Genomic DNA, 24,302 nt, shown 5'->3' on the forward strand with positions numbered 1-24,302 from the left:
GTCGGAGCCGCTCGCACCGCGGGCACCTTCGACCGTCACGCCGAATCCTGCCGTCGGCCGAAGGGAACCGACGCGTAAAGCGCCGTAGGCAGGAGCGGGGGACCCAGGTAAGCGCCGGACCCGGCCGTCGGAAGACGGGCACGGGGAAGGCTCGGGGTGAAGTCGTCCGCGAGTGCGGGCGACCGGGCAACTCACAGGCCCGAACCCGACAGCTCACCTCGTAGGCGTCGGTGAGGAGAACCATGCTGCTTTCCAGCAAGGGCAAGCACCGCCGCCCGTCCATGGCCGTCCGTGTCGCCACCCTGGCGGGTGTCGCCGGTGCCGCCGTCGCCGTGCCGCTGATGGGCGCCACCAACGCCTCGGCCGCCTCCGTCGAGACCTGGGAAGCCGTCGCCCAGTGCGAGTCCGGTGGCAACTGGTCCATCAACACCGGCAACGGCTACTACGGCGGGCTGCAGTTCTCGCAGTCCAGCTGGGCCGCCGCCGGCGGTACGCAGTACGCCTCGCGTGCCGACCTGGCCACCAAGGACCAGCAGATAGCCGTGGCCGAGAAGCTCCTCGACCTCCAGGGCCCGGGCGCCTGGGCCTGTGCCGGTGCCGGCGGTCTGACCGATGACGGTGTGGACCCGGGTGTCGACACCGGCTCCGGCTCGGCCGAGAAGGCTCAGCCCGAGCGCACGGCCGAGCAGCCCGCCTCGCGCAGCGAGAAGCGCACGGAGCCGAAGGCCGAGGAGACCGTCACGACCCCGACCGGCGAGAAGGTCGAGAAGGGTGACGGCGAGTACAAGGTGAAGGCCGGCGACACCCTCAGCAAGATCGCCGACGCGAAGAAGGTCAAGGGCGGCTGGGAGAAGCTGTTCGAGCTGAACGACGACATCGTCGACGACGCCGACCTGATCTTCCCGGGTCAGCAGCTCCACCTGAAGTAGTCCGGCTCCACCCGAAGGGGCCCGGGGTTCCTTCCTCCTGCCCCGGCGGCCCGGCCCGGCGTGCTCACCCCCCTGCGCGCCGGGCCGTGCCGTGTCCAGGGCTCCGAGGGGCCCGGGGGCGGGCCCCGGAGCGCTTCGCCCGGCGGAGGCCGGCGGGGCCCTCGGGGCGGGCTTTCGTTCAACTGTTGTAGTTACTTGCCAGTAAAATTCTGGAGCTTTGCCCGTAATGCAGGTCCTTGGGTCCTTTTTCGTCCCAGGGGACGGGCGGACGGCCGACGGATCAGGCGGAGCCGGTTAGGCTCGTGCCGCAAGGCCACAGTGACCCTGCACAACCAGTGTCAGATCCCAGAAGGAGATGCCTCGTGCCGTCCATCGACGTCGTCGTAGCCAGGGAAATCCTCGACTCCCGGGGCAACCCCACGGTCGAGGTCGAGGTTGGCCTCGACGACGGCAGCACGGGACGTGCTGCTGTTCCGTCCGGCGCCTCCACCGGTGCGTTCGAGGCCATTGAGCTTCGCGACGGCGACCCCAACCGCTACCAGGGCAAGGGCGTCGAGAAGGCCGTCCTCGCCGTGATCGAGCAGATCGGCCCGGAGCTCGTCGGTTACGACGCCACCGAGCAGCGCCTCATCGACCAGGCGATGTTCGACCTGGACGCGACCGAGAACAAGGGCTCCCTCGGCGCCAACGCCATCCTCGGTGTCTCGCTGGCCGTGGCGCACGCCGCGTCCGAGGCCTCCGACCTCCCGCTGTTCCGCTACCTCGGCGGCCCGAACGCGCACCTGCTGCCCGTTCCGATGATGAACATCCTGAACGGCGGCTCGCACGCCGACTCCAACGTGGACATCCAGGAGTTCATGATCGCGCCCATCGGCGCCGAGTCCTTCTCCGAGGCCCTGCGCTGGGGTGCGGAGATCTACCACACGCTGAAGAAGGTCCTGAAGACCAAGGGCCTGTCCACCGGTCTCGGCGACGAGGGCGGCTTCGCCCCGAACCTCGAGTCCAACCGTGCCGCCCTCGACCTCATCGTCGAGGCCATCAAGGAGGCCGGTTACGTGCCCGGCCGCGACATCGCGCTCGCGCTCGACGTCGCCGCGTCCGAGTTCTACAAGGACGGCGTCTACGAGTTCGAGGGCAAGTCCCGCTCGGCCGCCGAGATGACCGAGTACTACGAGGAGCTCGTCTCCGCGTACCCGCTGGTCTCCATCGAGGACCCGCTGTACGAGGACGACTGGGCCGGCTGGAAGGTCATCACCGACAAGATCGGCTCCAAGGTGCAGATCGTCGGTGACGACCTGTTCGTCACCAACCCCGAGCGCCTCGCCCGTGGCATCGAGGAGGGCTCGGCCAACGCCCTGCTCGTCAAGGTCAACCAGATCGGTTCGCTGACCGAGACGCTGGACGCCGTCGAGCTGGCCCAGCGCAACGGCTTCAAGTGCATGATGTCCCACCGCTCCGGTGAGACCGAGGACGTCACCATCGCCGACCTCGCCGTCGCCGTGAACTGCGGCCAGATCAAGACCGGCGCCCCGGCCCGCTCGGACCGCGTCGCCAAGTACAACCAGCTGCTGCGCATCGAGGAGATCCTCGACGACGCCGCGGTCTACGCCGGCCGTTCGGCGTTCCCGCGGTTCCGCTTCGAGGGCTGACAGCCCGAGTCCGGGGCACCAGCCTCCGTCCGTCCCCGCATCCGGTCCCGTACCGTGTGCGGGGACGGACGTGCGTAACGGGGAGGCGTGAGACATGGGCGGGAAGGACCGCGACCGGTTCTCCACCGCGACCAGGCTGCGGCTGCTCGGTGAGCAGACGGCGGCCCGCGTCTACCGGTCCCAGAACCGCCGTCAGGCGCGGCGGTCCCGGCTCACCGGGCGGGCCGCCTTCCTGGCGTTGATCGTCTGCTCCCTGGTCGTCGCCCTCGCGTACCCCATGCGGCAGTACATCTCCCAGCGCGACCAGATCGCCGAGCAGGAGAGGCTCTCGCGGGAGGCGCGTTCGCGCACCGAGGAGCTGCGCGACGAGAAGGCCCGGCTCAAGGATGACGCGTACATCCGCCGGCTCGCGCGCGAGCATCTGCACTACGTGATGCCCGGCGAGACCGGATATACGGTGGTCGACCCGGACGCCGCCGAGGTGCGCCGCGGCGAGCCGGGGGCGACGGGACGGCCCTGGCACTCCAACCTCTGGGACGGCGTCGACAGCGCGGACCGGGAATGACCTTCCGGACGCCCCGAGCCCTCTTTCCGCACCGATTCATACAGTCCGACCGATGACATTCAAGGCAGGCATGGACACGCCCCCTCCGCAGACCGAATCCACCACGCCCACCGATGCGGACATCGCCGCGTTCGAGCTCCAGCTCGGCCGCCCGCCGCGCGGTCTGCGCGCCATCGCGCACCGTTGCCCGTGCGGCAACCCGGACGTGGTCGAGACGCAGCCCCGTCTGGAGGACGGCACGCCGTTCCCGACGACGTACTACCTGACCTGCCCACGTGCCGCGTCCGCGATCGGCACCCTGGAGGCCAACGGGGTCATGAAGGAGATGACCGAGCGTCTGGCCACCGACCCCGAACTGGCCGCCGCCTACCGGGCCGCGCACGAGGACTACATCGCCCGGCGTGACGCCATCGAGGTCCTGGAGGGCTTCCCGAGCGCCGGCGGCATGCCGGACCGGGTGAAGTGCCTGCACGTCCTCGTCGGCCACTCGCTGGCGGCCGGCCCCGGGGTGAACCCGCTGGGCGACGAGGCGATCGCGATGCTGCCGCAGTGGTGGGCGAAGGGCCCGTGCGTCACGCCGCCCTGCGGTGAGTCCGACGCGTCCTGACGCCACGCGGCCCACGCCCGACCACAGGAGCCCCATGACTCGCGTAGCCGCCATCGACTGCGGTACCAACTCCATCCGCCTGCTCGTCGCGGACGTGGACCCCGCCACCGGGCGGTTCGCCGAGCTGGACCGGCGGATGCGGATCGTCCGGCTCGGCCAGGGGGTCGACCGGACCGGCCGACTGGCCCCCGAGGCACTGGAGCGCACCTTCGACGCCTGCCGCGAGTACGCGGCCGTGATCAAGGAGCTCGGCGCCGAGCGCATCCGGTTCGTCGCCACGTCCGCCTCCCGCGACGCGGAGAACAGCGCCGTGTTCGTGCAGGGGGTGCTGGAGATCCTGGGCGTCGAGCCCGAGGTCGTCACCGGTGACCAGGAGGCGCAGCTCTCCTTCGACGGTGCCACCAAGGAACTGGTGGGCAGCGACCACCTGGAGAAGCCTTACCTCGTGGTGGACATCGGCGGAGGCTCCACCGAGTTCGTCGTCGGTGACGACCGGGTACGCGCCGCGCGGTCGGTGGACATCGGCTGCGTACGCATGACCGAGCGTCATCTCGTCCAGGACGGCGTGGTCGTGGACCCGCCCACGCCCGACCGGATCGCCGCGATCCGCGCGGACGTCGGGGCCGCCCTGGACCACGCCGAGGAGACGGTGCCGCTCTCCTCCGCGGCCACCCTCGTCGGCCTGGCCGGGACGGTCACCACGATCGCGGCGATCGCGCTGGGGCTGGAGGAGTACGACTCCGAGGCGATCCACCACTCCCGGGTCTCCCTCGGGCAGGTCCGGGAGATCACCGCGCGGCTGCTCGCCTCCACGCACGAGGAGCGCGCGGCGATCCCCGCGATGCATCCCGGCCGGGTCGACGTGATCGCCTCGGGCGCGCTCGTCCTGCTCGCGGTGATGGAGCGCAGCGGGGCCGGCGAGGTCGTCGTCAGCGAGCACGACATCCTCGACGGGATCGCCTGGTCGGCCGCCTGATCACAGGGGGGCGGCAGGCGCGGTGAGATGCCGCTCATACGCATCGCGGCCTGCACCTTTGAGCTGACCAAGGCCCCTCCGGACCCCTCCGGAGGGGCCTTTCGCGACGCGTCGCCACGAACTTCGTGAACTTCTTCACAAGGAATTCGGCCCCTGCGGGGGAAGTTCTTTCCCCGCAGGGCCGCGCGGGTCCTTCGCGGGGCCCTGCGGTGGTGCCACAGGGGTGTTTCGCGGGTGTGGCGGGGGCGTGTCCCGGGCCGCCGGTTCACCTCGCCCGGCGCCTCAAGAGCCAGCTCACAAGCGGTGAACAACGTTCGCCAGGGCGCTCGGGTTCCCCGTCGGCGCCATGACCTGGGTCACGTGGGCGGCGAAGTGTAGCAGAGGGTCGCGCATACCTTGTGAAGGGGCTCACGAGCATGCCCCCCGAGGGGGGTGGATACTCGATGGCATGAGCACCACGGAGCGTCCCAGGATCCTCGTTGTAGGCGGTGGGTACGTAGGCCTGTACGCAGCTCGTCGCATTCTGAAGAAGATGCGGTACGGGGAGGCGACCGTCACGGTCGTCGACCCTCGCTCGTACATGACGTACCAGCCCTTCCTCCCCGAAGCTGCTGCCGGCAGCATCTCGCCTCGGCATGTCGTCGTCCCGCTGCGACGCGTGCTGCCCAAGGCCGAGGTTCTCACCGGCCGAGTCACGACCATCGATCAGGACCGCAAGGTCGCCACGGTCGCGCCGCTCGTCGGCGAGGCCTACGAGCTGCCCTTCGACTACCTGGTCATTGCGATGGGCGCGGTCTCCCGTACCTTCCCGATCCCCGGCCTCGCCGAGCAGGGCATCGGCATGAAGGGCATCGAGGAGTCCATCGGCCTGCGCAACCACGTCCTCGAGCAGCTCGACAAGGCCGACTCGACGACCGATGAGGACGTCCGCCGCAAGGCGCTGACGTTCGTCTTCGTGGGCGGCGGCTTCGCCGGTGCGGAGACCATCGGCGAGGTCGAGGACATGGCCCGCGACGCGGCCAAGTACTACACCAGCGTGAAGCGCGAGGACATGCGCTTCATCCTGGTCGACGCCGCAGACAAGATCCTTCCCGAGGTCGGCCCGAAGCTGGGCGCCTACGGCAAGGAGCACCTGGAGAGCCGTGGGGTCGAGGTCTACCTCTCGACGTCCATGGACTCCTGCGTCGACGGCCACGTCGTCCTGAAGAACGGCCTCGAGGTCGACTCCAGCACGATCGTGTGGACCGCCGGTGTGAAGCCCAACCCGGCGCTCGCCCGCTTCGGTCTGCCGCTCGGTCCGCGTGGCCACGTGGACACGTCCGAGAAGCTCCAGGTGCAGGGCACCGACTACATCTGGGCCGCGGGCGACAACGCCCAGGTCCCGGACATGGTCGGCCGCCGTGCGGGCAACCCGAACGCCTGGTGCCCGCCGAACGCCCAGCACGCGCTGCGTCAGGCCAAGGTCCTCGGTGACAACGTCATCTCCGGCATGCGGGGCTTCCCGCAGAAGGAGTACAGCCACGCCAACAAGGGTGCGGTCGCCGGACTGGGCCTGCACAAGGGCGTCGCGATGATCGTCATGGGCAAGGTGAAGATCAAGCTCAAGGGCCGTCTCGCCTGGTACATGCACCGTGGCTACCACGGCATGGCGATGCCGACCTGGAACCGCAAGATCCGGATCTTCGCGGACTGGACGCTGGCGATGTTCCTGAAGCGCGAGGTCGTCTCGCTGGGTGCCATGGAGACTCCGCGCGAGGAGTTCTACGAGGCCGCCAAGCCGAGCCCCCCGCCCGTCGCGGCCAAGGCCGACGGCGACAAGAGCAAGACCGAGGGCGAGAAGGCCAAGGCCTCCTAGCTCCTGCCCGTCACCGAAGGGGTCGTCCGCCATCCGTGGTGCGGACGGCCCCTTCGGCGCGTCCCGGCACCCCAACTAGTTGGTATGTGCAGGCATTTTGCCGTTCCGTTGCCCTCCGGCGGGATGGCTCGGCGGCCCGCTCGCGTTGACGCTGGTGTACCTCGCCGCGGCCCCGAGGTGTCGCGGCCCGGTTCGGGTGCGTCTATGCGAATTTAGGCACGTTCGGAAACACCACCACGGAGGTGTGCGCCATGGCAGACGCCGCATCGCGGCTGACCGCTCTTGCCGAAGAGTTGCTGGGAGAACCCCTGCCGGTCCGGATCCGGGCCTGGGACGGCAGCGAGTCCGGGCCGCCGGGTGCGCCCACCCTCGTCCTGCGTCACCGCCGCGCCCTGCGCCGGCTGCTCTGGAAGCCGGGCGAACTGGGACTGGCCCGCGCATGGGTGGCCGGTGAGATCGACGTCGACGGCGACCTCTACGCCGTGCTGGACTCCCTGGCCTCGCTGCTCTGGGAGCGCGGCGCCGACGCGAAGGACACCGTCCATCCCGTCCGGGACCCGAAGGTGCGGGCGTTCGCCCGGGGCCTCGTCCAGATCGCGGGTCCCTGGCCCCCGCCGCCCCCGCCCGCCGAGGAGGTGCGGCGCCGCACGGGTCCGCTGCACACCAGGCGCCGCGACAAGGCGGCCATCAGCCACCACTACGATGTCGGCAACGACTTCTACGCCATGGTCCTCGGGCCGTCCATGGTCTACTCCTGCGCCTACTGGCAGGACGGCTCCACCCTCGAGGAGGCCCAGCGCGACAAGCTCGACCTGGTCTGCCGCAAGCTCGCGCTCAAGGAGGGCGACCGCCTCCTCGACGTCGGCTGCGGCTGGGGCTCCATGGCCATCCACGCCGCCCGCGAGTACGGCGCCCGGGTCACCGGGGTGACCCTCTCCACCGAGCAGGCCGCCTTCGCCCGCAAGCGCATCGCCGAGGAAGGCCTCACGGACCGGATCGAGATCCGGGTCCAGGACTACCGGGACGTCAGGGACGGACCGTACGACGCCATTTCCTCCATCGGCATGGCCGAGCACGTCGGCTCGGTCCGCTTCCGCGAGTACGCCGACGACCTCTACGCACTCCTCAAGCCCGGCGGCCGGCTGCTCAACCACCAGATCGCCCGTCGCCCCGAGAAGGACGAGTCGGCGTACCGCATCGACGAGTTCATCGACTCCTACGTCTTCCCCGACGGGGAGCTGGCCCCGGTCGGGAGCACCGTCGCCACCCTGGAGGCGGCCGGCTTCGAGGCCAGGGACGTCGAGGCGATCCGGGAGCACTACGCGCTGACCCTGCGCCGGTGGGTGACCAACCTGGAGCAGCACTGGAAGGAGGCCGTACGGGCCACGTCGCCCGGCCGGGCCAGGGTGTGGCGGCTCTACATGGCCGCCTCCGCGCTCTCCTTCGAGCACAACAAGATCGGCGTCAACCAGATCCTCGCGGTGCGTCCGCGGGAGGGCGGCGCTGCGGGCATGCCGCTGCGGGCCCGTGAGTGGACGGCGTCGGCGAACGGCTGATCGGTCCGCGCGCACGAAAGGGCCGGTACCCGTGGGTACCGGCCCTTTCCGCGGGGAGCGGGACGGGCTACTCCGTCTTGATCGCGGTCAGCATGTTCAGCTTCGCCCCGCTGCGGGCGGGCCAGAGGGAGGCCAGGACGCCCACGAGGCCCGCCAGCGCCAGGAAGAGCGCGAGCCGGTCCCACGGGATGACCAGGGCGTAGCCGGGCACCGACGCGGCGATGGTCTCACCGATCGCCCAGCCGAGGAACGTGCCGAGCGCCACCCCGACCACCGCTCCGAAGAGCGCGATGACCACGGCCTCCAGCCGGATCATGCGCTTGACCCTGCGCCGGTCGAGGCCGATCGCCCGCAGCATGCCGATCTCCTGCTGGCGCTCGAAGACGGACATGGCCAGCGTGTTCACGACACCGAGCACGGCGATGACCAGAGCCATCGCGAGCAGTCCGTACATGAGGTTCAGCGCGGTGTTGACGAAGCCGCCGAACATGTCCCGGATGCCCTGCTGGTCCATGACGCTCATGGCGGGGTTGTCCCCGAGCGCGTCGACCACGGCCTGCTCGGAGGCGTCGGAGGCGCCGCCCTCCATCTTCACGTAGATCTCGACGATGCTCGGCATCGACTCGTGCGGGCCGACCACGTCCGTCGACACCAGGACCGGCGAGACGAACTCGTTCTGCTCGAAGACCGCACCGATCTTCAGGGTCTCCTTCTTGTCGTCCTGGAAGGTCACCCGCACGCTGTCGCCGGTCTTCCAGCCGTTCGACTTCGCGGTCTTCTCCGCGACGGCGATCTCACCGTCGGCGAGGGAGCCGAGGGAGCCGGAGACCGTGTCGATGGCGAGCACCTTCTCCACGTCACCGGGGGTGACACCGGACGCCGAGAGGCCTTCGTCGCCGACCGTGAGCCAGACGGACTGCTGGGGCGAGACGGCTTCGACGCCGTCGGCCTTCTCCAGGGCCGTGAGCGCCGACGCGTCGAGCGGGCCGCCACTGGCCATCGAGACGTGGTAGTCGGCCTTGATGTGATCGGTGGTCATGCGGTCGATCGCCTGGCCGAGCGTGACGCCCAGGACCGAGATGCCGGTGACCAGGGTGAGCCCGATCGCCAGTGCGGAGGCCGTCGCTCCGGTGCGCCGCGGGTTACGGACGGCGTTCTGGGCGGCCAGCTTCCCGGAGACCCCGAAGAGCTTGCTCAGCGCCGGGCGCACCAGGGCGATCACGGGCCTCGACAGCAGCGGGATCAGCACGATGACGCCGATCAGCGCGAAGAACGCCCCGACACCGATGATCATGCGCCCGTCGTTGCCGATCAGCGCGCCCGAGACGATCGCCGCCGCGCCGAGGAGGGAGATCGCCCCGCCGATGGAGTTGCGCACGACCAGCGAGCGGGGGGTGGCCACGGCGTTGACGCTGTTCATCGCCGCGACCGGGGGGATCTTCGCGGCCCGGCGCGCGGGCAGCCAGGCGGCCAGCACGGTGACCAGGACGCCGACACCGAACGCGGAGAGCACGGCGGTGGGGGAGATGACGAGCGGGCCCCCGGGGATCTTGCCGCCGAAGAGACTCGTGGCGGAGCGCAGCCCGACCGCGAGGCCGAGGCCGAGCGCGAAGCCGACCACGGAGGCGATCGCGCCGACGACGGCCGCTTCGAGCAGCACCGCGCGCTTGACCTGCCGGCGGGAGGCGCCCACGGCGCGCATGAGCGCCAGTTCCCTGGTCCGCTGGGCGACCAGCATCGTGAAGGTGTTGGCGATCAGGAAGATGCCCACGAAGAGGGCGATGGCGGCGAAGACGAGCAGGATCTGGTTGAGGTTCTTCAGACCGGACTCGATGTCCTCGGCCTGCTCGTCGGCGAGGACCGCCCCGGTCTTCGCCTCGGCGTTCTCGGGCAGCAGCGGCTTCACGGCGGCGAGCAGCGCGCTGTCGGAGGCGCCGGGCTCGGCGACGACGGTGACGTCCCGGAACTCATCCGGCCGCAGGTACAGCCGCTGGGCGACGGCGGTGTCGAAGAGCACGAGGCTGCCGCCCGCGTTCACGGCGCCGTCCTCGGTGGTGAAGACGCCGGAGAGGGTGTACTCCTCCACCGGCCCGTTCGTCGCGACCCGGACCTTCTCGCCGACGCGGTAGCCGCCCTTGTCCGCGGTGGCCCGGTCGAGGGCGACCTGGCCGGCTTCGACCGGGCCCGTGCCCTCGGTGAAGTCGTACTGGGCGTCCTCGCCGTCCGCTCCCGGGGCGAAGTTCGACCCGGTGTTGGACCAGCCGTTGCCGATGAGCTTGCCGTCGGGGTCGGCGACGCCGGCGAAGCCGGAGACCCGTCCGGTGGCCTCGGCCACGCCGTCGAGGCCCTGGATCTTCTCCAGCGTGGCCTTGTCGACGGCGGCGGTCTCCTCGTCGCCGCGCTCGGCCCACGTCGTGACGGCGACCGCCACGTCGTCGTAGTTCTTGGCGGACTGGTTGCGGAAGGCGTTGCCGAGGGTGTCGGTGAAGACCAGGGTGCCGGAGACGAAGGCGACGCCGAGCATCACGGCGAGCACGGTCATCAGCAGCCTGGCCTTGTGCGCAAGGACATTGCGCACGGCGGTACGGAACATGTCGTCAATTCCTGGGGAGGGTGCGGGAGGCGGAGGGGAGGTACGGCAGCCGTCGCGTCAGCTGGTGCGGCCCTTCGCCTCGAACGCCTTCATCCGGTCGAGCACCCCGTCCGCGGTGGGCCGGGTCATCTCGTCGACGACGGCACCGTCCGCGAGGAAGATCACGCGGTCCGCGTAGGAGGCGGCCACCGGGTCGTGGGTCACCATCACCACGGTCTGGCCGAGCTCGCGCACGGAGTTGCGAAGGAAGCCGAGGACCTCGGCGCCGGAACGGGAGTCGAGGTTCCCCGTCGGCTCGTCACCGAAGATGATCTCCGGCTGCGAGGCCAGCGCACGGGCCACCGCGACACGCTGCTGCTGGCCGCCGGAGAGCTCGGTGGGGCGGTGCTTCAGCCGGTCGGAGAGGCCCACCATGTCGATGACCTTCTGCAGCCAGGCCGCGTCGGGCTTACGGCCGGCGATGTCCATCGGGAGCGTGATGTTCTCCAGCGCGGTCAGCGTGGGCAGCAGGTTGAAGGCCTGGAAGATGAAGCCGATCTTGTCCCGGCGCAGCTGGGTGAGCTGCTTGTCCTTCAGTGTCCCCAGCTCCGTCTCGCCGATGCGCACGGAGCCGCTGCTGAAGCTGTCGAGACCGGCGACGCAGTGCATCAGCGTGGACTTGCCGGAACCCGAGGGGCCCATGATCGCGGTGAACTCGCCCTGCGGGAAGTCCACGGTCACCCGGTCCAGAGCGACGACCTGGGTCTCACCCTGGCCGTAGACCTTCGACAGCTCCGTGGCACGGGCGGCGACCGCGGTGGTGCGGTGAACGGTGGTGGTGGTCACAGGGGTACTCCTGGTTCGGCGGGCTGGTCGCTGGGACACCACCATCGTCTCCGCCGTTTCCCGCCCGGTCGTCAGTCCCCGTGCCCGTTCCGGGGGCCCTCTTGAGTCGCATCCGCCCGTCCACGGCGTACGTCTGAGGTAGGAGACCGCCCCCGAGAGGCCCGGGTGGTCACCGGGGCGGGGCGGTGGATCCACGGGGCACGAGACGGGCCGCCGCGTCCTCGAAACCGGGGGCGGTGCCGTCGGCCACCATCGCCAGGAGCGTGCGGGCCGCGTGGCTGCCGTACGCGGAGATGTCCCTGCTCAGGGCGGTCAGCGGCGGCCTCACGACGCGGGAGAGCTGGGAGTCGTCCCAGGCCACGAGCGAGAGGTCGGCGGGCACGTCGAGGCCCATCTCCTGGGCGACGGAGAGACCGGCGACGGCCATGATGTCGTTGTCGTAGATGACGGCGGTCGGCCGGGCGGCCGAGCTGATCAGCCGCCGTGTGGCGTGCGCGCCCTCGTCGCCGGAGTAGTCCGTGTGCACCACCACGGGCTCGTCCAGCCCGAGTTCGGTGCTGATCTCGCGCTGGGCGCGGTCGCGCAGCTGGGTGTGGATCAGCTCGGGCAGGCCCGCGACCCGGGCGACGGAGCGGTGACCGAGCGCGCTCAGATACGTCAGGGTGTCCCGCAGTGCCGCGGCGTCGTCCGACCACACGGGCGTGAGCGATCCGGCCGCCGAGGGGTGGCCGATCACCACGGCCGGCATGCCCAGCTCGGTGACCCCCTCGATCCGCGGATCGGGGGAGCGCACGTCGGCGAGGAACACCCCGTCGACCCGGCCCTCGCCCCACCAGCGGCGGTACATCTCCAGCTCCTGTGCGGGGTCGGTGACCACCTGGAGGAGCAGGGCGCAGCCCCGGGCGGACAGCTCGGTCTCGATGCCGCTGATCAGCTCCATGAAGAAGGGCTCGACCCCCAGCATCCTGGCCGGACGCGACAGCGCGAGCCCCACGGTTCCGGCGCGCGCGTGGGTGAGGGCGCGGGCCGCGCTGTTGGGGCGCCAGCCGATCTCCTGCGCGATGGCCTTGATCGAGGCGCGGGTGGCGGGGGAGACCCCGGGGCGGTCGTTCAGGGCGTACGAGACCGCGACCTTGGAGACCCCGGCACGACGGGCGATGTCGGTGATCGTGGGGCGGTGCTTGGACATGCGACCTCGCTTAACCGGTTCGTGTTCCGGCGGCATCCTACCCGCAGGTCCCTGACCTCTGTCTTCCCTCGCGCGGTCCAGACCTCTCCGGGAATCCCTGGAAAAACTCGTATGGGAGCGCTCCCGCTCTCTTGACACGATTCCGGTGCCCCCATACCTTCACGGCACTTACCCGGTTCAGTAACTCCGCTCGGCAGGGACGGCGCGGGGAAAAAGGAGGGGCTATGGGTACGCGTACCCGGCTGCGGGTCACCACCGCACTCGCCGTGTTCACACTCGCCGCGACCGCGTGCACGGGGGGCGGTTCGGGCTCGGGCGGCACCGGCGGCCCGGTCGGCAAGGGGGGCTCGCTGCCGCGCAACGAGACGCTCTACACGACCGGCACCCAGTGGGGGCCCCCGGCCAACTACAACCCGCTGCGCAACTGGGACCACGCGACCGGCACCAAGGGGCTGGTCTACGAGACCCTGTTCCACTTCGACCCGAACGAGGGCAAGCTGACCCCCTGGCTCGCGGAGTCGGGCAGCTGGACCGGTGACAAGACGTACGAGGTGAAGCTGCGTCCGGGCATCACCTGGGCCGACGGCAAGCCGCTGACCGCCAAGGACGTCGCGTACTCCTACGGCCTCGGCAAGATCGAGGCCTCCGCCTTCCACTCGCTGTGGAGCTGGCTGTCCGATGCGACGGCGGTGGACGCCACCACCGTCCGGTTCACCTTCAAGGAGGCCCGCTACCAGGAGTGGGACTACACCCTCTACGGGCAGCCGATCGTCCCCGAACACGTGTGGAGCTCGCGCACCGACGAGGACATCCTCAACGGCGTCAACGACAAGCCCGTCGGCACCGGTGCCTACAAGCTGAAGAGCAAGACACAGGACCGGGTCGTCTGGGAGCGGCGCGACGACTGGTGGGGCACGAAGGCGCTGAGCATGACGCCGGCCCCGCGGTACATCGTCGACGTCTCCAACCCGAGCAACGAGGTAGTCATCGGCCAGCTGGGCCAGGGTCAGCTGGACCTCAGCAACAACTTCCTGCCCGGGGCCTCGTCGCTGATCAAGAGCAAGAAGGTCGTGTCGTATTACGACAAGGCCCCGTACATGCTCTCGGCCAACACCGCCTGGCTGGTGCCCAACACCACCAAGAAGCCGATGGACGACGCCGCCTTCCGCAGGGCGCTCGCCGCGTCCGTCGACACCGGGAAGATCGTCAAGGGGGTGTACGGCGACCTGGTCAAGCCGGCCTCCCCGACGGGTCTGCTGCCGCAGTGGGAGCAGTACGAGGACAAGGCCCTCATCGCGGAGAAGGGCTTCACGCACGACGCCGCCGCGGCGATGAAGGAACTCGCGGACGCCGGCTACAAGGACAGGAACGGCGACGGCTTCGTCGAGAACAAGGACGGCTCCGCCCTCAGCCTGAAGCTGGCCGTGCCCTCGGGCTGGACCGACTGGATGGAGGCGGCCAAGGTCATCGCCTCCGGGGCCAAGGACGCGGGCATCAGGATCAGCACCGAGTTCCCCGACCAGAACGCCCTCAACGAGCAGCGCGGCAAGGGTGACTTCGACCTCGTCATCAACAACGAGCGCCAGCTGTCGAACACCCCCTGGACGTACTACGACTACATCTTCCAGATGCCGATCCAGAAGCAGCAGAACACGGTCAACTTCGGACGCTACGAGAACGAAGAGGCCTGGAAGCTGGTGCAGGAACTCGGCGGGATCAAGACCGACGACACCGCGGGCATGAAGGCCGCCGTGTCGAAGATCCAGGACATCCAGCTGACCGAGATGCCCATCATCCCCCTCTGGTACAACGGCCTGTGGTCGCAGTCCACCACGGGGACCTGGAAGAACTGGCCGTCGGACGCCGCCGGAGCGCCGAAGACCGCACCGGCCCTGTGGCGCAACTGGCTGGAGATGGGCGGCTTCGAGACGCTCACCCAGCTGAAGCCCGCCAAGTGACGACGCCGACTCCATGACCGCCCCGCCGTGTGCGCACACCTGACCGTGCGCGCACGGCGGGGCTCTCCACCAGGGGAGCACACCCTTGCGCCGCTATTTCGCCCGCAAACTTCTCATCTACGGACTGACCTTCGTCGTCGCCGTCACCGTCAACTGGATGATCCCGCGCTTCATGCCCGGAGACCCGGTCTCCGCCATGGTCGCCCGCGCCCGGGTCTCGCAGCCCGAGGCCGCGGAGGCGATGCGCACGTACTACAACAACCTGTTCGGCTTCGACGAGCCGCTGTGGCAGCAGTACCTCCACTTCTGGGGGGCGCTGCTCCAGGGCGACTTCGGTATCTCCATCTTCGTCTTCCCCACGCCCGTCGGCGACGTCCTGCTCGACGCGCTCCCGTACACCCTCGGCCTGATGATCCCGGCCGTCCTGCTCAGCTGGTTCGTGGGCAACTGGATCGGCGCGCTGTCCGCCCGCCGCAAGGTCCTGGACAACACCGTGCTGCCGGCCGGCTACCTGCTCACCGCCATGCCGTACATGTGGATCGCCGTCATCCTCGCCTGGGCGCTCGGGGCCAAGGCGGGCTGGTTCCCCATATCCGGGGGCTACAGCCTGGACATCCAGCCCGGCTGGAACGCCGACTTCGCGCTGGACGCACTGCACCACTGGGTGCTGCCGTTCCTCTCACTGTTCCTGGTCGCGCTCGGCGGCTGGGCCATCGGCATGCGCAACATGATCATCTACGAGCTGGAGTCCGACTACTCGTCCTATCTGGCGGCCCTCGGCGCACCCCAGCGCCTCATCCGCCGCTACGCGTTCCGCAACGCCGTCCTGCCCCAGGTCACCGGTCTCGCGCTCCAGCTGGGCGTGCTGGTCGCCGGCGCGCTCGTCACCGAGATCGTGTTCGCCTACCCGGGGCTGGGGTCGCTGATCCTGGCCGCGATCCAGAACCAGGACTTCTTCCTGCTCCAGGGCGCGTTCCTGTTCATCGTCATCGGCGTACTGATCGCCAATTTCCTCATCGACATCGTGTACGTCGTCGTCGACCCCCGCACCCGTACGGGCATGGCAGGAGGCACGTCATGAGCACACTGCCCGACCCGGCGCCGGAGGCCCCCTCGGCCGAGGCGCCCGTGGCCAAGCCGGGCCGCGAGTCGCTGCACTACGCGGTGCGCAACCCCAAGCTGATCATCGGTGTGAGCCTGGTCGTGATCCTGCTCGCGATCGGCGTCGTCGGGCCGATGCTGCTCGGCAACGGCAACCCCAACGAGTACGTCGGCCCCCAGGCGTCCGCGCCCGACGGCACGTACTGGATGGGCACCACCACCTTCGGCCAGGACGTGTACGCGCAGTTCGTGCACGGGCTGCGGGCCACCTTCCTGGTGGGCGTCGTCGGCGGAGCCATCGCCGCCGTCATCGCCATGGTCGTCGGCTTCCTCGCCGGCTACCGGGGCGGCATCACCGACGAGATCCTCAACATGCTCACCAACGTCGTGCTGGTGATCCCCGCCCTCGCGGTCCTGCTGATCATCAACGCCTACATGGGGGTGCGCAGCGTCGCCGTGCAGGGCCTGTTCATCGGCCTCACCTCATGGCCCTGGGCGGCCCGCGCGATCCGCGCGCAGACCTTCTCGCTGCGCACCCGGGAGTTCGTGGACCTGGCCCGGCTCAGCGGCAGCGGGACCTGGCGGATCGTCTTCCGCGAGATCGCGCCCAACATGAGCTCGTACCTCTTCATGATGTTCATCCTGCTCTTCGGCGGCTCCATCCTCATCGCCTCCTCGCTGGACTTCATCGGGCTCGGCCCGACCGAAGGCGTCTCGCTGGGGCTGATGCTGCAGAGCGCCCAGCAGTGGAGCGCCCTGCAACTCGGCATGTGGTGGTGGTTCATCCCACCGGGCGCCGGGATCACCGCGATCGTCGGCGCGCTCTACGTCGCCAACGTGGGCCTCGACGAGGTCTTCAACCCGAAGCTGAGGGAGTCCTGAGCAGATGACCCTGACCGTCAACGATCTGCGCGTCCACTACCGCACGCTGCGCGGCGAGGTCCGGGCCCTGGACGGCGTCGGCTTCGACCTCGCGGACGGCGAGATCCTGGGCCTGGCGGGCGAGTCCGGCTGCGGCAAGACCACCCTGGGCAAGGCCCTGATCCGGCTCGACGGCCGGATGAGGCACGTGGGCGGCACCGTGACGCTGGACGGCGAGGAACTGCCGCTGTCCGACGACCGGGCGATGAACGCCTACCGTTTCCACAAGATCTCGCTCGTCCCGCAGTACTCGATGAGCGCGCTCAACCCCACCCGGCGCATCGGCCGCATGATCCGCGAGCTCCTCGCCTCGCGCGGCGTCACCGTGGACACCGACGAGCTCCACCGCCGCCTCGCCCTGGTCGGCCTGGAACCCGACGTACTGGAGCGCTATCCGATCGAGCTGTCCGGGGGGATGAAGCAGCGTGCCGTCATGGTGATCTCCACGCTGCTCGACCCGTCCGTCCTCGTCGCCGACGAGGTCACCTCGGCGCTGGACGTCTCCAACCAGCAGGCCGTGGTCGGCGCCCTCACCGGGCTGCGCGACAAGGGCCTGGTCACCAGCATGATCTTCGTGACCCACGATCTGGGACTGACCTCGCACATCGCCGACTCGATCATGGTGATGTACGCGGGCAAGCTCGCCGAGAAGGCCCCCACCAAGGTGCTGACGACCGAGCCGCGCCACCCGTACACCAAGATGCTCATCGGCTCGCTGCCGCAGGTCGGCGCCCGTTACAAGGACAAACCGCTCAGCGGCATCGAGGGCTCCCCGCCCTCCCTGCTGAACCCGCCCGCCGGCTGCCGCTTCCGCGACCGCTGCCCGCTCGCCGACAGCGGGTGTGCCGAGGAACCCCCGGTCGTCGAGGTAGCCCCCCGTCACTCCGTCGCGTGCTGGAAGGCGGCCTGATGCTGACCCTCGACCATGTCACCAAGACCTTCCGGGCCGGCGCCTTCGGCGGCGGCTCCACCACCGCCGTCGACCGGGTGTCCTTCTCGGCCGCGCCGGGCGAACTGGTCTCCCTCATCGGCGAGAGCGGCAGCGGCAAGTCCACCATTGGCCGCATGGTGCTCGGCCTCACCGAGGTCAGCTCGGGCAGCCTCACCCTGGACGGTGAACAGGTCCGGCCGGGCAAGGACTTCTACCGCCGCGTCCAGGGCGTCTTCCAGGACCCCTTCAGCTGCTACAACCCCGTCTTCAAGGCCGACCGCGTCTTCGCGCTGGTCCGCCGCGCCTACCACCCGGACGTATCCGACAGCGAGTGGGCCGACCGCGTCGAGAAGGCGGTGCGCGACGTGCGCCTGGATCCCGGTCAGGTGCTCGGCCGCTACCCGCACCAGCTCAGCGGGGGCCAGCTCCAGCGGCTGCTCATCGCCCGCGCCCTCCTGCTCGACCTGCGCTTCCTGGTCGCGGACGAGATCACCAGCATGCTCGACGCCTCCACGCGCATCGACGTGCTCAACCTCCTCGCCGGCCTCAAGGAACGCGGACTCGGCGTCCTCTACATCACGCACGACCTGTCGCTCGGCACGTATCTCGCCGAGAAGACCGTGGTGCTGCGCAGCGGCCGGGTCGTCGAACGCGGCGACACACAGAAGGTGTTCGGCAACCCCCTCCACCCCTACACGCGCACGCTGCTCGCCGCCGTGCCCCGGCTGAACCAGCCCTGGACGGCGGCCGAACCCGTGCGGAGCTGCGCCTACCACGAGGGCGGCGCACGGGACGGCGACCTGTACGAGACCGAGCCGGACCACTTCGTGGCCTGCGCCGGGCTCCCCGACTGCGGAAGGACCTCCGCGTGACACTCCGCCACCTGCCCCTGCACGACGGCTGGACGCTCACCGCTGACGGCCCCGTACCGGTGGGGCTCCCCGCGGGCGGCGTCCCGGCGGCCGTCCCCGGCTGCGTGCACACCGACCTGCTGGCCGCCGGGCTGATCGACGACCCGTACCTGGACGACAACGAGAAGCGGCTCGGCTGGATCGGCCGTACCGACTGGACGTACCGCACCGAGTTCCTATGGGCCGGGGACGGGCACGCGTTCACCGACCTGTGCTTCGACGGCCTCGACACCGTCGCCACGGTCCTGCTCAACGGCACCGAGGTGGGCTCCACCGCCAATCAGCACCGCGGCTACCGCTTCCCCGTGCGCTCGCTGCTGCGCGAGGGCCTCAACACCCTCGCCGTGCGTTTCACGGCGCCGTACACCTACGCCGAGGCGCTGCGCGACAAGCTCGGCGACCGGCCGGGCGCCTACACCGAGCCGTACGCCTTCATCCGCAAGATGGCCTGCAACTTCGGCTGGGACTGGGGGCCGACCCTGGTCACCTCCGGCATCTGGCGGCCGGTCGCGCTGGAGTCCTGGACCGGGCCGCGCATCGCCGAGGTGAAGGTCCTCGCGGATCTCGACGGGGACGGGGTGCCGCGCCTGGCCCTCACCCTCGACGTCGACCGGGCCGGGGACGGCCCGCTGGAGGCGTCGGTGGAGGTGGCCGGCGCACGGGCCGCGTTCACCGTCCCCGACGGTGAGGACCGCGGCGCCGTCACCCTCTCCGTCCCCGGGGCGGCCCGCTGGTGGCCGCACAGCCACGGCGAGCAGCCGCTGTACGACGTCACCGTCCGCCTCGGGGACGAGGCGTGGAGCGGCAGGACGGGCTTCCGGGCCGTCGGCCTGGAGCACGAGGCGTTCCGCATCTCGGTCAACGACGAGCCCGTCTTCGTACGCGGGGTGAACTGGATCCCCGACGACTGCTTCCCGGTGCGCGTCACCCGGCAGCGGATCTCCGACCGCCTGGACCAGGCGGTCGCGGCGGGTGTGAACCTCGTCCGCGTCTGGGGCGGTGGCCTCTACGAGAGCGACGACTTCTACGAGCTCGCCGACGAGAAGGGGCTGCTGGTCTGGCAGGACTTCCCGTTCGCCTGCTCGGCCTACCCGGAGGAGCAGCCGCTGTACGACGAGGTGGCCGCGGAGGCGCGCGAGAACCTTGTCCGGCTCGCCCCGCACCCCTCGCTGGTGCTGTGGTGCGGCAACAACGAGAACCTGGAGGGCCACGCCGACTGGGGCTGGCAGGAGAAGCTGGCGGGCCGCACCTGGGGCCACGCCTACTACCACGAACTGCTGCCGGCCCTCTGCGCCGAGATCGACCCGACCCGTCCGTACTGGCCGGGCTCGCCCTACTCCGGTTCCCCCGAGCTGCCCCCGAACGACCCCGCACGGGGCACGGTCCACCTGTGGGAGGTCTGGAACCGGGCCGACTACACGCACTACGCCGACGCTGCCCACCGCTTCGTGGCCGAGTTCGGCTTCCAGGGCCCGCCCGCGTACGCCACGCTGCGCCGGGCCGTCAGTGGCCCGCTCGGTCTGGGCGCCCCGCTGATCACCCACCACCAGAAGGCGGAGGACGGCGACGCCAAGCTGCTGCGCGGTCTCGGCGACCACCTCCCCCAGCCGGGGTCCTTCGACGACTGGCACTGGCTCACGCAGCTGAACCAGGCCCGCGCGGTCGCCTTCGGCATCCGGCACTTCCGCTCGCACACCCCGTACTGCATGGGCGCGATCGTGTGGCAGCTGAACGACTGCTGGCCGGTCGTCTCCTGGGCCGCGGTGGACGGCGACGGCCGCCGCAAGCCGCTCTGGTACGCCCTGCGCTCGGTGTACGCGGACCGCCTCATGGCCGTACGCGACGGTGCCCTGCACCTGGTCAACGACTCACCCCGCCCCTGGGAGGGGGCGCTGAGACTGACCAGGCGCTCGCTGGAGGGCGTGGTCCTGGCCGAGGAGACGGTCGTGGTGGCCACGGCGGCCCGCGAGGTGACCCGCGTGCCCCTGCCGCCCTCCGTCGCCGGGCCGGCGGACAGCTCCCGGGAGGTGCTCGTGGCGGAGCTGGGGGACCTGCGGACGGTCGAGTTCTTCGAGGAGGACCCGCGGGTGGCGCTTCCGCCGGCCCGCTACGACGTCACCGTGACCCAGGGTGACGAGTCGGGTATCGGCTACCGGGTGACGGTGACGGCGCGGACCCTCCTGCGGGACCTCGCGCTCTTTCCCGACCGGCTGGACCCGGCGGCCGAGGTGGACGACATGCTCGTCACCCTGCTGCCCGGCGAGAGCGCCGTGTTCCATGTCACGGGAGCGGTGCTGAAGGACCCGGAGGCCCTCGGCCGCCGACCGGTCCTGCGGTGCGTCAACGAGACCGCCGCCGTGTGAGGTGGCGCGACCCTGGCGAACGGTGGCGCGGCCCATGGCGAATGGGCCGTGCGGGTGCGGCGAGTTTCCGTCATTCCCGTTTGCCGGGGTTCGTACCGATCGGGCGGTCCGGGCGTGGACTGATGCGGTACGGACCGTCTGACGGACCCTCAAGCAGTCAATAAAATAAGACAACATCGAGCGGGTGTTCCGCTGTTCGAGGGATGCCCCCGGATAGGGTCTTGTGCCAACGCGGAATCGCGCGCGCCCACGCCCGGGTGGTGGAATGCAGACACGGCGAGCTTAAACCTCGCTGCCTCCTCGGGGGCGTGCCGGTTCGAGTCCGGCTCCGGGCACCACCGCTCCGCCGGTGGCGCCGGGCCGACCGTGCGGTACTTCAGGCGTCAACTTCCTCAAAGATCCTCCTCTGGCACTAGGGCCATTGTTTTGCCTACCCATTACTCTTGTGGCAAGGCCACGCACGGTGGCCATGGAGGAGTGAAATGAGGAGCAGCAACCCGGTCTTCTCGCGACGGGGGTTCAGCCGCGACAACGGCTACGCGGGCTTCAACGCGGCGCCGCAGGCCGGGGCCCCCGCAGCGGGTGCCAACCCGTACGCGCAGGGCGCCGCCGCCAACCCGTACGCCACGAACCCCTACGCACAGCAGGACACCCAGTACGGCGCCCCGCAGGCGCCGGCGCGCTCCGGCGCGATGACGATCGACGACGTCGTCACGCGTACGGCGATGACGCTGGGCACCGTGGTGCTCACCGCCGCGCTCTCCTGGGCCCTGCTGCCCGTCGACGAGGCCAACCTCGGCAAGTCCTACGGCATCGCCGTGGGCGCCGCCCTGGTGGCGTTCGTCTTCGCGATGATCCAGTCCTTCAAGCGCAAGGCCTCGCCCGCGCTGATCCTGGCCTACGCGGCCTTCGAGGGTGTCTTCCTCGGGGTGATCTCCAGCACGGTCAGCACCTACATCAGCCCTGGCACGGTGATGCAGGCGGTCATGGGCACCATGTGTGTCTTCGCCGGTGTCCTCATCGCGTACAAGATGCGCTGGATCCGCGTCACCCGCCGTTTCTACGGCTTCGTGATGGCCGCGGCCATGGGCTTCGTGCTCCTGATGATGGTCAACCTGCTGTTCAGCGTGTTCGGCGGCGGTGACGGCCTCGGCTTCCGCAGCGGCGGCCTCGGCATCCTCTTCGGAGTCATCGGCATCATCCTCGGCGCGTGCTTCCTGGCGCTGGACTTCAAGCAGGTCGAGGACGGCATCGCCTTCGGCGCCCCGCGCGAGGAGTCCTGGCTGGCGGCCTTCGGCCTCACCCTGACCCTGGTGTGGATCTACCTGGAGATGCTGCGTCTGCTCTCCATCCTCAACGGGGACGACTGACCCCGCAGGCGTCACGACGACGGACGGCCCGCAGGCGTTTCGCCTGCGGGCCGTCCGTCGTCACGGGGTGTCCGCGGTGCTCAGCGGAGCTTCCGCGCGGCCCGTCTCAGGTCGTACTCGTGGATGATCGCCTTCGCGTGGCCGTAGGCGAGCTCGTGTTCGCTCCGCAGCCAGCTGACCTTCTCCTCGAAGCGGAAGAGAGAAGGGCCTTCGTCGACGGTGCGGAGCCAGTCGGCGATGTCGCGGCCGGTGCAGTGGGGGATGCGGGAGAGCAGGTTGCGATGGGTTTCCTCGGAGAAGACTTGGGACATCGGCGCCTCCGACGCAGTGCGCGTTGCTGTTCCTTCCCGACACCGTGCCCGAGCATCCGCGCGTTGGCAACCATCCGGTGGGGGCGCGTAGGGTCACGGCGTGCTCGATACGACCCCTCTTGTCACCGCCGTGGACCGATTCGCCGACCGGCTGCGCAGCGCCCCGCAGAGCCGGCTGCAGCGCGGCGCCGCCGCGGAGGCCCTGGCCACCGCCAGGGAGCTGGCCGCCCGGGCCCAGCGCGCCGAGGCGCCCGGCCGGGAGCCGAGGGTCATGCCGGACGCCGGGATGTTCGCGGTCGGTGACCAGCTCGCCGTCGCGGGCCGGGACCTCGCGGTGGCACTGGAAACGGCCTCGTCCCGGGAGCTGGACGAGGCCGTGCGGTGTGTCGAGGAAGCGGCGGCGCGTGCGTTCGCACCCGGCCCGCGCTAGAACGAGGCGATGACGCGGTCGGCGAGGATGTAGACGTTCTCCTCGCCGCACGAGAAGGTCAGTGCGTAGGCGCCGGAGACCCCGGACCCTCCCAGCAGCACCGGCTGCTGACCCGAGCGCAGGGACTCGGCGAGCCGCTCGGCGGTCTCCCGGTGGCCGGGGGTCATGCAGAGCGTGGTGCCGTCGGCGAAGACGTACACGTCGAGCGTGCCGAGCGGGCCGGGGCGCACGTCCGTGAGCTCGGTGCCGGTGTCGGCGAGCCGCTCCAGACGGTTCACGGTACGCTCATGGTCGGTGACCACGGGTGTCTGCACGGGGACGAAGTCCGGGTGCGAGGGGTGGCGGCGGCGGGCCGCGGCCAGCTCGGGGGAGTCGTCCGCGAACTCCGCGTACTCGGCGATCTCGGGCAGGTCGGTGAGCTCCGCGAGCTCCGCCAGCTCGTCGAGGGCGTCACCGGCTTCGAGGTCCATCGCCTCCAGGCCCGCGAAGTCGCTCTGCCGGGGCATGAAGAACGGGGCGTCCTCGCCGAGGCCGCCCAGCAGGGACGGGGCGTCGGCGGCGTCGCGGGCTTCCTGGGCGGCCCAGAAGGCGCGCGCCTCGGCCAGTTCTCGCTCGCGCTCCTCGGCGAGCGCGTCGGCGACGGCCGCGCGTATCTCCTCGGCGGGCGTGGTGGAGCTTCGGTCCTGCTGCTCGGGCACGGACGCCCGGAGGGTCCGGCCCTCCGCCAGCTCCGTGCGCAGGGCGCTGACCTGCTTGCGCAGCCCGTGAGCAGCGTGCAGGGCAGCGGCGCCGACGGCCGTGGCAGCGGCGGTGGTCAGCAACAGGGCAAACGGCATGGCGCTCACTGACATACTCCCGGTTTCAATCGACACCCCCGACTTCCTACATCAGCTTGTCCTGTACCCGTGCTTCCTGTCAGTGCATTACGTCACGAATTGGACAGGTCTTTGGGCCCGGCGGTGCGTAGCAGGGCAGGTGTGACCTGCAGAAACGACTCTCCCCCGGGACGCAGATCACATCCTGGGGGAGATTCGGTCACGATCGGAGCTCGGCCGGTTCAACACGGTCCTCACGTGGGAGTGAGGAGCCCTCCTCAGCCGCTGCGCACGCGTGGTCGCGCTGGGCTTCGCCTCCGCTGCGGGCAGGTGCCGCCCTCGTACCTCGGACGACCCCTACCCTCCGCTACGGCTCAGCTCAGCCGCTCTGTGCCCGGGGTCGCGCTGTGCTTCGCCTCCGCTGCGGGCAGGTGCCGCCCTCGTACC

At 70.2% G+C, this 24,302-nt stretch carries 20 protein-coding genes, 1 tRNA gene and 1 riboswitch; of the genes, 16 read left to right on the forward strand and 5 right to left on the reverse strand.

Annotated features, from left to right (window positions below):
* The first annotated feature begins 102 nt into the window (after positions 1 to 102).
* A riboswitch (cyclic di-AMP (ydaO/yuaA leader) is annotated at positions 103 to 242 on the forward strand.
* The 7 genes from ACFY8O_RS26690 to ACFY8O_RS26720 all read left to right on the forward strand — a co-directional run bounded on the left by ACFY8O_RS26690 (position 243) and on the right by ACFY8O_RS26720 (position 8,137).
* Positions 243 to 929 carry a transglycosylase family protein gene (locus tag ACFY8O_RS26690; protein ID WP_387906527.1) on the forward strand — a complete coding sequence of 229 codons (687 nt, stop codon included), beginning with the start codon at positions 243 to 245 and terminating at the stop codon, positions 927 to 929. It abuts the riboswitch before it with no gap.
* Positions 930 to 1,291: 362 nt separating this feature from the next.
* Positions 1,292 to 2,578, forward strand: coding sequence for a phosphopyruvate hydratase (gene eno, locus ACFY8O_RS26695; protein ID WP_145808991.1), 1,287 nt, complete (start codon positions 1,292 to 1,294; stop codon positions 2,576 to 2,578).
* Positions 2,579 to 2,672: 94 nt separating this feature from the next.
* Entirely contained in the window at positions 2,673 to 3,143 is a 471-nt protein-coding gene (locus ACFY8O_RS26700; protein ID WP_145808989.1) for an FtsB family cell division protein, read from the forward strand.
* A 70-nt stretch (positions 3,144 to 3,213) separates the two neighbouring features.
* The gene (locus ACFY8O_RS26705; RefSeq protein ID WP_387906690.1) at positions 3,214 to 3,750 is read left to right on the forward strand and encodes a DUF501 domain-containing protein; all 537 of its coding nucleotides are present in this window, start codon (positions 3,214 to 3,216) and stop codon (positions 3,748 to 3,750) included.
* Positions 3,751 to 3,784: 34 nt separating this feature from the next.
* Positions 3,785 to 4,726: a Ppx/GppA phosphatase family protein gene (locus ACFY8O_RS26710; protein WP_387906530.1), complete on the forward strand. Its 942-nt coding sequence runs from the start codon at positions 3,785 to 3,787 to the stop codon at positions 4,724 to 4,726.
* Positions 4,727 to 5,174: 448 nt separating this feature from the next.
* Positions 5,175 to 6,581, forward strand: a complete 1,407-nt coding sequence (locus tag ACFY8O_RS26715) for an NAD(P)/FAD-dependent oxidoreductase (protein ID WP_145808986.1) — start codon at positions 5,175 to 5,177, stop codon at positions 6,579 to 6,581.
* A 251-nt stretch (positions 6,582 to 6,832) separates the two neighbouring features.
* Positions 6,833 to 8,137 (forward strand): class I SAM-dependent methyltransferase, encoded by a 1,305-nt coding sequence (locus tag ACFY8O_RS26720; protein ID WP_387906532.1) that lies wholly within the window; start codon positions 6,833 to 6,835, stop codon positions 8,135 to 8,137.
* A gap of 67 nt (positions 8,138 to 8,204) precedes the next feature.
* On the opposite strand, the gene ACFY8O_RS26725 is transcribed toward ACFY8O_RS26720, so the two are convergent.
* From ACFY8O_RS26725 to ACFY8O_RS26735, 3 genes are all read right to left on the reverse strand, one after another.
* The gene (locus tag ACFY8O_RS26725; RefSeq protein WP_387906534.1) at positions 8,205 to 10,730 is read right to left on the reverse strand and encodes an ABC transporter permease; all 2,526 of its coding nucleotides are present in this window, start codon (positions 10,728 to 10,730) and stop codon (positions 8,205 to 8,207) included.
* A 57-nt stretch (positions 10,731 to 10,787) separates the two neighbouring features.
* Positions 10,788 to 11,600, reverse strand: coding sequence for an ABC transporter ATP-binding protein (locus tag ACFY8O_RS26730; RefSeq protein WP_387906537.1), 813 nt, complete (start codon positions 11,598 to 11,600; stop codon positions 10,788 to 10,790).
* Positions 11,601 to 11,724: 124 nt separating this feature from the next.
* A complete protein-coding gene (locus ACFY8O_RS26735) occupies positions 11,725 to 12,744 on the reverse strand; it encodes a LacI family DNA-binding transcriptional regulator (RefSeq protein ID WP_387906541.1) in 1,020 nt (339 codons plus the stop codon).
* 224 nt (positions 12,745 to 12,968) lie between these two features.
* Here ACFY8O_RS26735 and ACFY8O_RS26740 point away from each other — a divergent pair, with 224 nt between their 5' ends.
* The 8 genes from ACFY8O_RS26740 to ACFY8O_RS26775 all read left to right on the forward strand — a co-directional run bounded on the left by ACFY8O_RS26740 (position 12,969) and on the right by ACFY8O_RS26775 (position 22,299).
* The gene (locus ACFY8O_RS26740; RefSeq protein WP_387906542.1) at positions 12,969 to 14,702 is read left to right on the forward strand and encodes an ABC transporter substrate-binding protein; all 1,734 of its coding nucleotides are present in this window, start codon (positions 12,969 to 12,971) and stop codon (positions 14,700 to 14,702) included.
* An 85-nt stretch (positions 14,703 to 14,787) separates the two neighbouring features.
* On the forward strand, positions 14,788 to 15,783 hold the full coding sequence (locus ACFY8O_RS26745; protein ID WP_387906545.1) for an ABC transporter permease: 996 nt from the start codon (positions 14,788 to 14,790) through the stop codon (positions 15,781 to 15,783).
* Entirely contained in the window at positions 15,780 to 16,685 is a 906-nt protein-coding gene (locus ACFY8O_RS26750; RefSeq protein WP_387906548.1) for an ABC transporter permease, read from the forward strand. The genes ACFY8O_RS26745 and ACFY8O_RS26750 overlap by 4 nt, the downstream gene beginning before the upstream one ends.
* A gap of 4 nt (positions 16,686 to 16,689) precedes the next feature.
* Positions 16,690 to 17,634 (forward strand): ABC transporter ATP-binding protein, encoded by a 945-nt coding sequence (locus ACFY8O_RS26755; RefSeq protein WP_145808975.1) that lies wholly within the window; start codon positions 16,690 to 16,692, stop codon positions 17,632 to 17,634.
* Complete coding sequence (locus ACFY8O_RS26760; RefSeq protein ID WP_145809371.1) at positions 17,634 to 18,527, forward strand: ATP-binding cassette domain-containing protein; 894 nt, start codon at positions 17,634 to 17,636, stop codon at positions 18,525 to 18,527. Before ACFY8O_RS26755 ends, ACFY8O_RS26760 begins: the two co-directional genes overlap by 1 nt.
* Positions 18,524 to 20,929, forward strand: a complete 2,406-nt coding sequence (locus ACFY8O_RS26765; protein ID WP_387906552.1) for a glycoside hydrolase family 2 protein — start codon at positions 18,524 to 18,526, stop codon at positions 20,927 to 20,929. The genes ACFY8O_RS26760 and ACFY8O_RS26765 overlap by 4 nt, the downstream gene beginning before the upstream one ends.
* 251 nt (positions 20,930 to 21,180) lie before the next feature.
* Positions 21,181 to 21,267: transfer RNA gene (locus tag ACFY8O_RS26770), tRNA-Leu, on the forward strand.
* A 144-nt stretch (positions 21,268 to 21,411) separates the two neighbouring features.
* Positions 21,412 to 22,299, forward strand: coding sequence for a Bax inhibitor-1/YccA family protein (locus ACFY8O_RS26775; RefSeq protein ID WP_145808972.1), 888 nt, complete (start codon positions 21,412 to 21,414; stop codon positions 22,297 to 22,299).
* Between the two features lie 80 nt (positions 22,300 to 22,379).
* Here ACFY8O_RS26775 and ACFY8O_RS26780 read toward each other — a convergent pair whose 3' ends face one another.
* The gene (locus ACFY8O_RS26780) at positions 22,380 to 22,610 is read right to left on the reverse strand and encodes a DUF4287 domain-containing protein (protein ID WP_145808970.1); all 231 of its coding nucleotides are present in this window, start codon (positions 22,608 to 22,610) and stop codon (positions 22,380 to 22,382) included.
* 100 nt (positions 22,611 to 22,710) lie between these two features.
* On the opposite strand from ACFY8O_RS26780, the gene ACFY8O_RS26785 reads away from it, so the two are divergent.
* Positions 22,711 to 23,040, forward strand: a complete 330-nt coding sequence (locus ACFY8O_RS26785; protein ID WP_145808969.1) for a hypothetical protein — start codon at positions 22,711 to 22,713, stop codon at positions 23,038 to 23,040.
* Here the strand turns inward: ACFY8O_RS26785 and ACFY8O_RS26790 are convergent.
* On the reverse strand, positions 23,037 to 23,891 hold the full coding sequence (locus ACFY8O_RS26790) for a hypothetical protein (protein WP_208766070.1): 855 nt from the start codon (positions 23,889 to 23,891) through the stop codon (positions 23,037 to 23,039). The two genes, ACFY8O_RS26785 and ACFY8O_RS26790, sit on opposite strands and share 4 nt — an antisense overlap.
* Positions 23,892 to 24,302: the final 411 nt, after the last annotated feature.

It is taken from the genome of Streptomyces argenteolus (genome assembly GCF_042902585.1).
GTDB classification, from domain to species: domain Bacteria; phylum Actinomycetota; class Actinomycetes; order Streptomycetales; family Streptomycetaceae; genus Streptomyces; species Streptomyces argenteolus.

Coding starts and splice junctions, on each gene's coding strand:
- ACFY8O_RS26690 (WP_387906527.1), top strand. CDS start 243: ATGCTGCTTTCCAGCAAGGGCAAGCACCGCCGCCCGTCCATGGCCGTC.
- ACFY8O_RS26700 (WP_145808989.1), top strand. CDS start 2,673: ATGGGCGGGAAGGACCGCGACCGGTTCTCCACCGCGACCAGGCTGCGG.
- ACFY8O_RS26705 (WP_387906690.1), top strand. CDS start 3,214: ATGGACACGCCCCCTCCGCAGACCGAATCCACCACGCCCACCGATGCG.
- ACFY8O_RS26710 (WP_387906530.1), top strand. CDS start 3,785: ATGACTCGCGTAGCCGCCATCGACTGCGGTACCAACTCCATCCGCCTG.
- ACFY8O_RS26715 (WP_145808986.1), top strand. CDS start 5,175: ATGAGCACCACGGAGCGTCCCAGGATCCTCGTTGTAGGCGGTGGGTAC.
- ACFY8O_RS26720 (WP_387906532.1), top strand. CDS start 6,833: ATGGCAGACGCCGCATCGCGGCTGACCGCTCTTGCCGAAGAGTTGCTG.
- ACFY8O_RS26725 (WP_387906534.1), bottom strand. CDS start 10,730: ATGTTCCGTACCGCCGTGCGCAATGTCCTTGCGCACAAGGCCAGGCTG.
- ACFY8O_RS26730 (WP_387906537.1), bottom strand. CDS start 11,600: ATGGTGGTGTCCCAGCGACCAGCCCGCCGAACCAGGAGTACCCCTGTG.
- ACFY8O_RS26735 (WP_387906541.1), bottom strand. CDS start 12,744: ATGTCCAAGCACCGCCCCACGATCACCGACATCGCCCGTCGTGCCGGG.
- ACFY8O_RS26740 (WP_387906542.1), top strand. CDS start 12,969: ATGGGTACGCGTACCCGGCTGCGGGTCACCACCGCACTCGCCGTGTTC.
- ACFY8O_RS26750 (WP_387906548.1), top strand. CDS start 15,780: ATGAGCACACTGCCCGACCCGGCGCCGGAGGCCCCCTCGGCCGAGGCG.
- ACFY8O_RS26755 (WP_145808975.1), top strand. CDS start 16,690: ATGACCCTGACCGTCAACGATCTGCGCGTCCACTACCGCACGCTGCGC.
- ACFY8O_RS26760 (WP_145809371.1), top strand. CDS start 17,634: ATGCTGACCCTCGACCATGTCACCAAGACCTTCCGGGCCGGCGCCTTC.
- ACFY8O_RS26775 (WP_145808972.1), top strand. CDS start 21,412: ATGAGGAGCAGCAACCCGGTCTTCTCGCGACGGGGGTTCAGCCGCGAC.
- ACFY8O_RS26780 (WP_145808970.1), bottom strand. CDS start 22,610: ATGTCCCAAGTCTTCTCCGAGGAAACCCATCGCAACCTGCTCTCCCGC.
- ACFY8O_RS26790 (WP_208766070.1), bottom strand. CDS start 23,891: ATGTCAGTGAGCGCCATGCCGTTTGCCCTGTTGCTGACCACCGCCGCT.